Origin of the sequence: Streptomyces sp. NPDC051636 (genome assembly GCF_044453765.1) — a bacterium.
Taxonomy (GTDB): Bacteria; Actinomycetota; Actinomycetes; order Streptomycetales; family Streptomycetaceae; genus Streptomyces.
This window is the reverse complement of the sequence record NZ_JBITDA010000033.1, coordinates 26,789-38,542: the sequence shown is the minus strand read 5'-3', so window position 1 is coordinate 38,542 and position 11,754 is coordinate 26,789. Positions and strand designations below refer to the sequence as shown.

Annotated in this window: 10 protein-coding genes; 4 read left to right on the top strand and 6 right to left on the bottom strand. The window is 72.3% G+C overall.

The annotated features are described in order from the left end of the window. Positions 1-10: 10 nt before the first annotated feature. A complete protein-coding gene (locus tag ACIBBH_RS36875; protein ID WP_399412373.1) occupies positions 11-1,396 on the bottom strand; it encodes a transcriptional regulator in 1,386 nt (461 codons plus the stop codon). Between the two features lie 437 nt (positions 1,397-1,833). Here ACIBBH_RS36875 and ACIBBH_RS36870 point away from each other — a divergent pair, with 437 nt between their 5' ends. The 3 genes from ACIBBH_RS36870 to ACIBBH_RS36860 are packed head-to-tail and all read left to right on the top strand — an operon-like array spanning position 1,834 to position 4,912. After that, positions 1,834-2,499, top strand: coding sequence for a bifunctional DNA primase/polymerase (locus tag ACIBBH_RS36870; protein ID WP_399412371.1), 666 nt, complete (start codon positions 1,834-1,836; stop codon positions 2,497-2,499). 38 nt (positions 2,500-2,537) lie between these two features. Beyond that, entirely contained in the window at positions 2,538-3,329 is a 792-nt protein-coding gene (locus tag ACIBBH_RS36865) for an ABC transporter ATP-binding protein (RefSeq protein WP_399412369.1), read from the top strand. Beyond that, positions 3,326-4,912, top strand: coding sequence for a transporter (locus ACIBBH_RS36860; RefSeq protein WP_399412367.1), 1,587 nt, complete (start codon positions 3,326-3,328; stop codon positions 4,910-4,912). The genes ACIBBH_RS36865 and ACIBBH_RS36860 overlap by 4 nt, the downstream gene beginning before the upstream one ends. A 143-nt stretch (positions 4,913-5,055) precedes the next feature. Here the strand turns inward: ACIBBH_RS36860 and ACIBBH_RS36855 are convergent, their stop codons facing one another. Both ACIBBH_RS36855 and ACIBBH_RS36850 read right to left on the bottom strand, forming a co-directional pair. Further along, positions 5,056-5,961, bottom strand: a complete 906-nt coding sequence (locus ACIBBH_RS36855) for an alpha/beta fold hydrolase (protein WP_399412365.1) — start codon at positions 5,959-5,961, stop codon at positions 5,056-5,058. 428 nt (positions 5,962-6,389) lie between these two features. Then, the gene (locus tag ACIBBH_RS36850; RefSeq protein WP_399412363.1) at positions 6,390-7,082 is read right to left on the bottom strand and encodes a metal-dependent transcriptional regulator; all 693 of its coding nucleotides are present in this window, start codon (positions 7,080-7,082) and stop codon (positions 6,390-6,392) included. Between the two features lie 227 nt (positions 7,083-7,309). On the opposite strand from ACIBBH_RS36850, the gene ACIBBH_RS36845 reads away from it, so the two are divergent. Next, positions 7,310-8,065, top strand: a complete 756-nt coding sequence (locus ACIBBH_RS36845; RefSeq protein ID WP_399412361.1) for an SIS domain-containing protein — start codon at positions 7,310-7,312, stop codon at positions 8,063-8,065. A gap of 15 nt (positions 8,066-8,080) precedes the next feature. On the opposite strand, the gene ACIBBH_RS36840 is transcribed toward ACIBBH_RS36845, so the two are convergent. From ACIBBH_RS36840 to ACIBBH_RS36830, 3 genes are all read right to left on the bottom strand, one after another. Beyond that, positions 8,081-9,469: a PAS domain-containing protein gene (locus ACIBBH_RS36840; protein WP_399412360.1), complete on the bottom strand. Its 1,389-nt coding sequence runs from the start codon at positions 9,467-9,469 to the stop codon at positions 8,081-8,083. A 122-nt stretch (positions 9,470-9,591) separates the two neighbouring features. Next, positions 9,592-10,344, bottom strand: coding sequence for a GNAT family N-acetyltransferase (locus ACIBBH_RS36835; RefSeq protein ID WP_399412452.1), 753 nt, complete (start codon positions 10,342-10,344; stop codon positions 9,592-9,594). A gap of 303 nt (positions 10,345-10,647) precedes the next feature. Continuing rightward, complete coding sequence (locus ACIBBH_RS36830) at positions 10,648-11,748, bottom strand: citrate synthase 2 (RefSeq protein WP_399412358.1); 1,101 nt, start codon at positions 11,746-11,748, stop codon at positions 10,648-10,650. Positions 11,749-11,754 lie beyond the last annotated feature (6 nt).

Genomic DNA, 11,754 nt, shown 5'->3' with positions numbered 1-11,754 from the left:
GGGCACCCGTTCACGCGGCCTGCTGCAACTCCAGCCGCGCCCCGAACTCGCGTACCACCGCCTCCTCCCGGAACGGCTCAAGGCGCTGCTGGAAGTCCTCCAGGTACTCGGCACCCCGGTTGGAGCGCAGCGTCTGAAGGAGCTCGACCGCCTTCATCCCGGTGCTGCACGCCTGCTCGATCTCGCGCTGCTGCACCTGTGCCGTGGCGAGCAGCACATAGCCGATGGCCCTCCGGCGTGCCCGGGTCCCGGGGTGCCCGTCGAGGGACTCCTGCGCGCACCGGGCCGCCGCCTCGGCCTGTCCCAGGTCGCGGTGGCAGTGCGCCAGCTCGTCGGCGAGGTAGGCCTCGTCGAAGTGCGCGATCCACGCCGGGTCGTCCCCGGAGTCGGCGTCGGCCCGGTCCATGGCCGCCACCGCCCGCCCGGAGGCCAGCTGCGCCCCGCGCGCGTCGCCCAGCAGGGCGTGCCCGCGCGCCTCCGCAGCATGGAACATGGCCTCCGCGCGCGGGGACACGCGCCCACGCGCCCCCTCCTGCGCCGCCCGCGCCAACTGCGCGATCTCCCGCGGGTTTCCGAGCTGCGCGGCGAGGTGGCTCATGGAGGCCGCGAGGACGTAGCCGCCGTATCCGCGGTCGCCCGCCGCCTGCGCCAGCCGCAGCGACTGGATGTAGTAGCGCTGGGCCAGGCCCGGTTGCCCGGTGTCCACGGCCATGTACCCGGCGAGCTCGGTCAGCCGGGCCACCGCGGCGAACAGGTCGCGGCCGACGGCCTCCCGGTAGGAGCCGGCGAGCAGCCCGGAGACGACGCTGTTGAGGTAGTGCACGACCACCGGGCGCACGTGCCCGCTGCCGTACTGGTGGTCGAGGTCGGTCAGCGCCTGGGTCATCGCGGTGACGGCCGCCACGTCGGACTGCCCCACACGCGGCCCCGCCGAGCGCGCCACCTGTGGGTCCGGCGCCGAGATCAGCCAGTCCCGGCTGGGCTCCACCAGCGCGGACGCGGCGACGGACGAGCCGGACAGGAAGTCCCGGCGGCCCACGTCACTGCGCCACAGCTCGCAGACCTGCTCGATGGCCCCCAGTACCGTCGGCGAGAACTGGAGACCCACGCCCGAGGCGAGGTTCTTGCCGTTGGCCATGCCGATCTCGTCGATCGTGACCGTACGGCCGAGTTTGCGTCCGAGAGCCTCGGCGATGATCGCCGGCGCGCGCCCGCGCGGCTGCTGTCCTCGCAGCCAGCGGGCCACGGACGTCTTGTCGTACCGCAGGTCGAGACCGTGCTCGGCGCCGCACATGTTGACCCGGCGGGCGAGCCCGGCGTTCGAGCACCCTGCTTCCTGGATGAGCGCCTGCAACCGTTCGTTCGGCTGCCGCGCGACGAGAGGCCTGGCGGCCATGGCGTACCCCCTGGCGAAGCGAAAAGATCCGGCCGGGAAGATCAATGCCCAGCGGACATGTCGAAAACGCGCGTCATGTGAGGCATGTTGAGATTGCCGGGGTAAAGGAAGATGCCGACCCCACCCCTGGCTACCCCACCCACGCCCCACTTCCTCCCGCGCGCCCCCACCCGTGCACCCATGCGCCCCGGCCGAGGAATCGATGCTCCTCCCCCGCGCGCGCGGGTCCTGTCCTCGGACTGGCTTCGTCCGCCCGCAGGGCGGGCCCCCCGGCGTCTGGCTACGGGCGATCGCAAGGCGCCGAAAGGTCCTGGTGGCGGAGCTGCTCGGGCCTTCGGCAACGCAGCGAGCGCGCGTGCCAGGCGTCGCGGGGCAGAAGTCGGTCCGAGGACAGGGCCCGCCCGTAACCCGAGGTGGGTGCGGGAGTTGAGTGGAACGTGGAAGAGACGATCGCGGGTACCGAAGCCGTCCATATTGCCGGTCAGATTCCCAAGCAGCGCGGGGAATCGCTGCTGGAGACAGCTGTTCGCTACGTCGAGGAGCGCCACTGGGACGTGGTCCCGGGCACCTGGCTGGAAGCCGCCGACGGGGTGCAGCGCTGCTCCTGCGGAGACGCCGCCTGCCCTGCGCCCGGGGCGCATCCGGCGCGTCCGGACTGGGCGACGCAGGCGACCGGCAGCGCGACCGTCACGCGCCGGATGTGGCAGAAGCAGCCCACGGCGTCGATCCTGCTGCCGACCGGGCGGACCTTCGACACGCTGTCCGTCCCGGAGACGGCGGGGTTCCTGGCGCTGGCCCGGATGGAGCGGATGGAGCTGACGCTCGGGCCGGTGACGCTCTCTCCCGATCAGCGGATGCACTTCTTCGTGCTGCCGGGGGCCTCGGTGAAGGTGCCGGAACTGGTGCGCAAGCTGGGGTGGTCGCTCGGGTCACTGGATCTGGTGGCGCTGGGCGAGGGGTCGTACGTGGCCGCGCCGCCCACCCGCTTCGGCTCCCGGGGCGCGGTGCAGTGGGCGTGCCGGCCCACGCCGGCGAACCGGTGGCTGCCCGACGCGGAGGAGTTGATCTCACCCCTCGCCTACGCCTGCGGACGCGATCGCTGACCCTCCTCTTCCGACCGGGAGGCCCGTAGGGTTCTGGCATGGCCGAGGATGCAGTGGCAGGTGCGGTCGCCGTTCGTCTGCGGGGGCTCTGGAAGCGGTTCGGGCAGCAGGTCGCCGTGGGCGGGATCGATCTGGATCTGCCCTCGGGGAAGTTCATCGGGCTGGTCGGGCCCAACGGGGCCGGGAAGACCACCACCCTCTCCATGGTGACCGGGCTGCTCAGGCCCGACGCGGGGTCCGTCGAGGTCGTCGGGCACGACGTGTGGCGGGACCCGGTGGCCGTGAAGGCGCGGACCGGGGTGCTGCCGGAGGGACTGCGGCTGTTCGAGCGGCTGTCGGGAGCGGAACTCCTCGGCTACGCCGGCCGGTTGCGGGGGCTGCCGGGGCCCGAGGTGGACCGGCGGGCCGACCAGCTGCTGGACGTGCTCGACCTGGCGGGCGCGCGGCACAAGCTCGTCGTCGACTACTCGACCGGCATGCGCAAGAAGATCGGGCTCGCGGCGGCTCTCCTCCACAACCCGGAAGTCCTCTTCCTGGACGAGCCGTTCGAGGGCGTCGATCCGGTGTCCGCGCAGACCATCCGGGGCGTCCTGGAGCGCTACACCGCCTCCGGCGCCACCGTCGTCTTCTCCTCCCACGTCATGGAGCTGGTCGAGTCGCTGTGCGACTGGGTCGCGGTCATGGCCGCGGGCCGCATCCGCGCACACGGCACCCTCGCCGAGGTGCGCGGCGCACACCCCACCCTCCAGGACGCCTTCCTGGAACTGGTCGGCGCACGGGGGCGGGACGCCGGGTCCGGCCTGGACTGGCTGGGCGGCGGGGCCCGATGACCGGCGTCACCTCCACCGTCGTACGACTGAAGCTGTCCCTGCTGCGGGGCGGGCTGCGGCAGTCCGGCGGCCGGCGGGCCGCGTTCGTCGCGTCGGCCGTCGCCGCACTTCTCTTCGCCGCGCTGCAACTGCTCGGTCTGCTCGCGCTGCGCGGCCACGCGCACGCCGATGCCGTCGCCCTCCTGGGCACGGCCGTACTGGCGCTCGGCTGGGCGGTGCTGCCGCTGTTCTTCCCCAGCGGCGACGAGACCCTCGACCCGACCCGCCTGGTGCTGCTCCCGCTCCGGCCACGCCCGCTGGTACGGGCCCTGCTGGTCGCCTCACTGGTCGGCATCGGCCCGCTGTTCACACTGATCCTGCTCGTGGGCTGCGCGCTGTCCGTCGCCGAGGGAGCGGGGGCGTACGTCGTCGCCGTCGTCGCCGTCGGCCTCGCACTGCTGGTGTGCGTGGCGCTCGCGCGGGCCGTCGCCGCCGCCAACGTGCGGCTCCTGACCAGCCGCAGGGGCCGCGACCTGGCCGTGCTCAGCGGGCTGGTCATCGCGGTCGGCGCCCAGCTGGTCAACTTCGGCGCGCGGCGGCTGGGTTCGGCCGGGCTCGGGCAGCTCGCGCCGGTGGCCGACGTGCTGCGCTGGCTGCCGCCCGCGTCGGCGGTGGGCGCGGTGCGGGCGGCCGGTCAGGGGTCGTACGGGGTGGCCGTCGCCCAACTGCTGCTGGCCGCCGGGATGCTGGCGCTGCTGGTCGCGGCGTGGGCGCGCAGCCTGACCCGGCTGATGGTCTCGCCCGACGGCTCCACCCTCCCGGCCCCCCACACCCGGGACCGGCAACGGCCGTCGAGCGGGCTCGGGCGCCTGCTGCCGGCCGGGCGTACGGGCACGGTCATGGAGCGCGGCCTGCGCTACGTCTGGCGCGATCCGAAGACCAAGGCGGCGTGGGTGACCTCACTGGCCATCGGGCTGATCGTGCCGGTGTTCAACGCGGCGCAGGGCACCGGATCGATCTACTTCGCGTGCTTCGCCGCCGGCATGCTCGGCATCCAGATGTACAACCAGTTCGGGCAGGACACCTCCGCCTTCTGGATGATCGCCACCACCATCTCCTCGGCGCGGGACGCGTACGTGGAGCTGCACGCGCGGGCGCTGGCGCTGCTGGTGATCACCCTGCCGTACGCCACCCTCGTGACCGTGCTGACCACGGCGCTCCTGGGCGACTGGGCCCGGCTGCCGGAGGCGCTCGGCCTGTCCTTCGCGCTGCTCGGCGCGATGCTGGCGACCGGCGCGTGGACCTCGGCCCGCTTCCCGTATTCCATCCCGCGCGAGGGCTACAAGAACGTGGCGCCCGGGCAGGCCGGCCTCGCCTGGATCTCCATCTTCGGCGGCATGGTCGCGGCGGCCCTGCTGTGCGCCCCCGTCATCGCCCTCACCATCGCACTGAACGTCAGCGCGGGCGGCGACGCGTGGACGTGGCTTCTGCTGCCGGTGGGGGCGATGTACGGGGTGGGGATCACCTGGGCGGGACTACGGCTGGCGGCCCCGCGGACAGCGGCGAGGCTCCCGGAGATCCTGACGGCGGTCAGCAAGGGCTGACGGAGCCTTTTGGCACGCGGAGCCCGCAACCCCGCCGAAGGGGCGCGGGGCTGTGCCGGTATGCGGCTACCGCCGCGTGGGCGCGACAAGCCGCAACGCGCCCGCACGCGCCATACGGCAGAACCAGGCAGACGAGAAGGCGCTCACACCCCGAGCACCCCGTCCAGAAACGGCTCCACAGCCGCCCGCCAAGCCTCCGGCTGGTCGTAGTGGACAAGGTGCCCCGCGTCCGCGACCTCCGCGTACTCGCCGCGGGGCAGGACACGGACCATCTCCTGCGCCTCGGCGCGCCCCAGCTCCCCGTCGAGGCCGCGCACGACCAGCGCGGGGCACTGGACCTGGGCGAGCTCCTCCCAGTGGGCGTCGTACACCCAGGTCTCGCGGGAGGCGAGCATCTGCTCGGGTCCGAAGACGGGGCGCCAGCCGTCCGGGGACTCGTGCATGACCTCGGCGTAGAACGCGCCCCGGCACGGGTTCGGGCGCTCCACCCAGGGATCGTCCTCGCCGAACCACTTGCGTACGTCGGCGAGCGTGGCGAAGGGGACGGGCCAGGAGTTGAACCAGTCGGCCCACTCGCGCTGCGAGGCCGCGCCGAGCGCGGAGGCCCGCATGTCACAGATGATCAGCCCGCGCACCAGGTCGGGGCGCTTGGCGGCGAGCTGCCAGGCGGTCAGCGCGCCCATGGCGTGGCCGATGAGGACGGCGGGCGCGAGGCCGAGCTGCTCGACGGCGGCCTCGGCGTCCTCGATGTACGCCTCGCGGGTGTAGGCGGCCTGCGGGGGCTTGTCGCTCTGGCCGTGACCGCGCTGGTCCAGTGCGACGGCGCGGTGGCGCTCGGAGAGCCAGCGGGCGGTGGAGGCCCAGTGCGAGGCGCGGCCCATCAGTCCGTGCAGTAACAGCATGCCGGGCTGCGTGCGGCCGGGATCCGCCCCGCCGAGGTCCGCCCCGTCGGGGTCCGTCGGGGGCTGGTCGTTCTTGGGAGGGTCCGCGAACTCCCAGGCGGCGAGCCGCACGCCACCCGCTCCCGTCACATCGATGCGCCGTGCCATGGGTCTGGCCCCCCTAGCTCCGCTCGGACACCCGCACACTATCGAATGGTTATTCGAAAATTACGTCCCTGCGGTCAACACCCCTCAATCGAGTGACACCCTTCAAGGAATGATCACCGCCACCGAGGGGATCTCTTCAGCGGGGGGCGGACCGCTCGGGGAAAACGGTCCGCGGGGAATGACCCTGAGAGCTCGGGGCTCCGGGTCAGCACAGGGGAGGACAGGCCCCGGCGCCACAAGGTGCCGGGGCCATCCCATGTCTGCGGCCGCATCATCCTGGCCCCCTCAGGTCCTGTGCCTCGCGGCACAGCCTGGCATGCGAACAGCCCCCGCGCTGCGATTCCGCGCAGTCGGCGTCAGCGCCTGACGACGAATCGGACGCCCTGGCGACGACAGCGCCTCGCGGCCCGTCGGCGTTTCGTGGCGAATCAGCGCTTCGCGACGAACACGTGGGACGCCACATCCGCCGCCAGCTCGGCCGCCTCACCGCCGCTGCCCACCAGCACACCGCCCGCCGACTCCGTCACGCTCACCACCGAACCGGGCTGCACACCCGCCCGCCGCAGCGTGTACATCAGCTGCGCGTCCGTCTGGATGGGCTCCCCGATCCGGCGCACCACCACCGTCTTGCCGTCCGCACCCGGATCCAGGTCGGCCAGCGACACCATGCCCTCGTCCAGGAACGGATCCGCGCCGTCCTTCTCGCCCAGCTCCTCCAGACCCGGGATCGGGTTGCCGTACGGCGACTCGGTCGGGTGGCGCAGCAGCTCCAGCACACGGCGCTCCACGGCCTCGCTCATCACGTGCTCCCAGCGACACGCCTCCGCGTGCACCTGCTCCCACTCCAGGCCGATCACGTCGACCAGCAGACACTCCGCCAGCCGGTGCTTGCGCATGACCCGCGTGGCCAGCCGACGGCCCTCGTCGGTCAGCTCCAGATGCCGGTCGCTGGCCACGGACACCAGACCGTCGCGCTCCATCCGCGCCACCGTCTGGCTCACCGTCGGCCCGCTCTGGTCGAGTCGCTCGGCGATCCGGGCGCGCATGGGGACCACGCCTTCCTCCTCGAGCTCGAGGATGGTGCGGAGATACATCTCCGTGGTGTCGATCAGTCCGGACATACGTGCCCCTCGATTGCTTCTGCCGGAAGCTCGCCGCTCTCCGGCGCCTGCGCTGGCCCTGACCTCAATTCTGACGCATAGCACTGACAACCGTGCCGCGCCGTCGAAACCACGCGGTGACAACCACGCGCACTCACCGCCCGCCCCAGGTCACCACCCCGTATTGACAGCACACTGGTCCAGACCGCACGGTGATCCGCGACACAGACGCTGCGAAGGGGCACCGCATGAGCGACGGCACACCGGCCGACCAGTTCTTCGACGCCGCCATCGGCCTGCTGCGCCGGGTCAAGGACCAGGAGTCCCGGACCATCACGGCCGCCGCGACACTCCTCGCCGACACCGTCCAGGCCGGCGGCCGCCTGTTCGCCTTCGGCGCCGGCCACTCCTCCCTCGCCGCCCAGGACGTCGTCTACCGCGCCGGCGGACTCGCCCTCATGAACCTGCTCGCGGTCCCCGGCGTCGTCGGCGTCGACGTCGTCCCCGCCACCCTCGGCTCCGCCCTGGAACGCGTCGACGGCCTCGCCGCCGCCGTCCTGGACACCTCCCCGATCCGCGCCGGCGACGCCCTCGTGATCATCTCCCTCTCCGGCCGCAACGCCCTCCCGGTGGAAATGGCCCTCAACGCCCGCGCCCGAGGCGTGCGCGTCATCGGCGTCACATCGGTGGCGTACACCGCCGAGACCACATCCCGCCACACCTCCGGGACCTTCCTCAAGGACCACTGCGACATCGTCCTCGACACGAAGATCGCCGTCGGCGACGCCGAACTCACCCTGGACACCGTCCCCGCCCCCTTCGCCCCCGCCTCCACCGTCGTCACCACCGCCCTCCTCCAGGCGGTCATGGCCACCACGGCCGCCACCCTGGCCGACCGCGGCATCGAACCCCCACTGCTGCGCTCCGGCAACGTCGACGGCGGCCACGAGTGGAACGCCCACGTGCTGGAGCAGTACCGGGACCGGATCTTCTACCAGCGCTGAGGCGTCAGGCGGCGCTCACTCCTCCCCCGCAGCCCCCGCCAGATCCACCGCCGCCGCGATCCGCACCGCCACATCCTCCGCGTACGCCGCGTCCGAACGCTCGAACCGGCTACGCCCCCGCCCCCGCAGGAACGTCACCACGCCCAGCGTCCGCCCCCGGCTGCGCAGCACCGCGCACAGGGCATGCACACTGTCGGCCGGCCACTGCCGGGCCAGCGCCCACTCCCGGGACCGCTCGGCCGGCACATCACCCGCATCCGCCCGCACCGACCCGGCCCGCTCCACGCACTGCAGCGCCGGATGCCCCTCCTCGTACCGCACGGGCAGCCCGGCCGCCCCCGTGAGCAGACTGGGCCCCGGCGCCCCCGAGGGCGTCGCGGCGATCCGCACCAGCCGCACCGGCCCCGCCCCCTCCGCACCGGCTGCGGAGACGCCCGCCACCCGGTCGATCAGGGCGTGATCCGCGAACCCGGCCAGGGCGAAATCCAGATGGACGGTGGCCGCCTCCACCGGATCCTCGCACTCGGCCGCCGCCCGCGCCGCCCGGTGCAACTGGTTGGTACGGAAGCGCAGCTGCGCCGCCTCCTGCTCACCCTGCTTGGCGTCCGTCACGTCCTGGAACATCCAGCTCACGCCGAGCGGCACCGGCTCCTCCGCCAGCGGCGAGGCCAGCCGCAGGAACCAGCTGCGCCAGCAACGCCGCTTCTCACCCTCCGACGTGCGCACGCTCACCCACATCTCGGCGGGCGCGGGCGGCGCACCCTCGGCCAGCACATGCGTGAGCGCGCCCTCCAGCTCCTCCACACCCTGGGAGAGCAGTTCCCCCAGCGGCCGACCGAGCACGGACGTACGCCCGATACCCAGCGCCCGCGCCGCGTACGCGTTCACGACAGCGGGCCTGAGATCGGCGTCGACGAGCACCACACCCCACGAGGCATCCTCGAACAACGCCTCGCTCAGCGCGATGGACCGCTCCAGATCGATCTGCGCGTGCACCTCACTGAACGCGCAGTACACCCCCGCGGGCCTGCCGTCGGGCCCGCGCACGGCGGCGGACTGGGTCCGTACGAGAACCCGCCCCCCATCCTTCGTGACCAGCGCGAACTCATGAACCTGCCGCCCCGGAGCCTGCATCGCGGACAACAGCCGCGCCTCCACCTCCTCGGCGTCGGCGGTCCGCACCGCCCAGCCCGCGAACCCCTTGCGCCCCACCGCCTCCGCGGCGGTCCAGCCCAGAATGCGCTCCGCCTCACGGTTCCAGTGCGTGACGATCCCGTCCGCGTCGAAGGCGCACAGGGCCGCGTCCATTCCGTCCAGCAGGGCGGCCAGCAGATCGGAGCCGTCCCGCTCGGGCCCATCGGGCCCCAGCTCATCGGTGGTCCCACTACGCCGGGAAGCACTCACCTGGACCCCCTGCAGGCTGCGTCCGCGGTTACGGCACGACGGTTCGCTCACTCACCTTCATTCAACTCGAACGTGACGCAGCGCACACTTGGTTCCCGCAAGATTGAGGGAATCGTTGTAGATCAACCGCTCATCTCAAGGCTGCCCAGCCTGAGGTCGATCCACTCGTCGCTCTCACCATCCAGCACATACCGCTCGACCTCGACGAAACCACGCTTCTCCGCGAACCGCAGCCCCTCTTCAATGACCGCCGGCACACAGGTCACCACCGCCCTCGCACCCAGCACACGCGCGTGGGCGAGCCCGTCCCCGTACAGCGCCGCGCCGTACCCCCGCCCCCGGTACTCCGGCAACACCCGCGCGATCACCGTGGCCACGGCCTCCTCCCCCTGCGGCGGACGCACGGTGGAGCAGCCCACGAGAACGTCCCCGGCATACGCGTTCACCAACCGGTAGCGCCCCAGCCGCCCCCGCGCCTCCTCCAGCGACATGGCCGCGGGCGGCACGATCACGTTGTGCACATGCCGCCACTGCTCCAGCGGGAGCTCACTCCCCACCGGCTCGATCCTCAGCCCCCGCCGCCGCGCGTACACCTCGATCTCGATCTTCATCCGGGGATCCGCCAGCCCGCACACCATCATCGTCGCCGCCGGCCGCACCTCGCCGAACACCCGCCGCAACACCGGCCAGCAGGGCTCGAAGTCGCCCCGCTCGGGCAGCAGATACCGCACCCGGACGACATCGGCGAGCGTGCACCCCGCCTCGACGAGGGCCTCGCAATGATCCTCCAGCAGGTCAGGACACCGCTCCACGACGCCGCCGCCATGAACTCCACCCGGTGGCACGGGTACAGCACCCGTCCAGAGGCAACGCAGTCCACATCTCGAAAAACCCGTTGAACGGCGGCACCGAAGTTCTTAGGGTGGCTGTTACTTCGGAAGGGAGGTGGTTCGGCAGATGTATGCATACCGGACGGAAGAGGTGGCTGCGGGCTAGTGGCCCGTCACCACTCAGTGCGGTGCCGGACCAGCGTGGCCAGATCCACGCAGCCGGCCTAATCCAACGCAGTCACCCGACCCGCGAGCTCGCCGGTACGTCCGGCCGGCTTCCCCGCCATGAGGCGGAGGGACCTGAGCTCGCGGGTCGTCCGCGTTGTGCTTCTTCGGCGTCCGGAACATCTAGTGCGCGATGTCCGCGTACCCCTCGATCTCCTGCGGGCCGCGCGGGCCCGGGCCCACGTAACGCGCGGACGGCCGTACGAGCCGGCCCGTGCGCTTCTGCTCCAGGATGTGCGCCGACCAGCCGGCCGTGCGGGCGCAGGTGAACATGGACGTGAACATGTGGGCCGGGACCTCGGCGAAGTCGAGGATGATCGCCGCCCAGAACTCCACGTTCGTGGCCAGTACGCGGTCGGGGCGCCGGTTGTGGAGTTCCTCCAGGGCCGCCTTCTCCAGTGCTTCGGCGATCTCGAAGCGGGGTGCGCCCAGTTCGCGGGCGGTGCGGCGCAGGACGCGTGCGCGTGGGTCCTCGGCCCGGTAGACCCGGTGGCCGAAGCCCATCAGGCGCTCGCCGCGGTCGAGGGCGTGCCGGACGTAGGCTTCCGCGTCGCCGGTCCGCTCGATCTCCTCGATCATGTGCAGGACGCGGGAGGGGGCGCCGCCGTGCAGTGGCCCGGACATGGCGCCGACGGCGCCGGAGAGGGCGGCGGCGACGTCGGCGCCGGTGGAGGCGATGACGCGGGCGGTGAAGGTGGAGGCGTTCATGCCGTGTTCGGCGGCGGAGGTCCAGTAGGCGTCCACGGCGGCGACGTGCTTGGGGTCCGGCTCGCCGCGCCAGCGGATCATGAACCGTTCGACGACGGAGTGCGCCTTGTCGATCTCTCGTTGGGGCACCATGGGCAGTCCCTGGCCGCGCGCGGACTGGGCGACGTAGGACAGGGCCATCACGGCGGCGCGGGCGAGGTCGTCGCGGGCCTGTTCGGCGTCGATGTCCAGGAGTGGTTCGAGGCCCCAGACGGGGGCGAGCATGGCGAGTGCGGACTGGACGTCGACGCGGATGTCCCCGGAGTGGACCGGGATGGGGAACGGTTCGGCGGGTGGCAGGCCGGGGTTGAAGGCGCCGTCGACGAGCAGTCCCCAGACGTTCCCGAATGAGACGTGGCCGACGAGGTCCTCGATGTCGACGCCCCGGTACCTGAGGGCGCCGCCCTCCTTGTCCGGTTCGGCGATCTCCGTCTCGAACGCGACGACTCCTTCGAGCCCGGGTACGAAGTCGGACATCAGGCG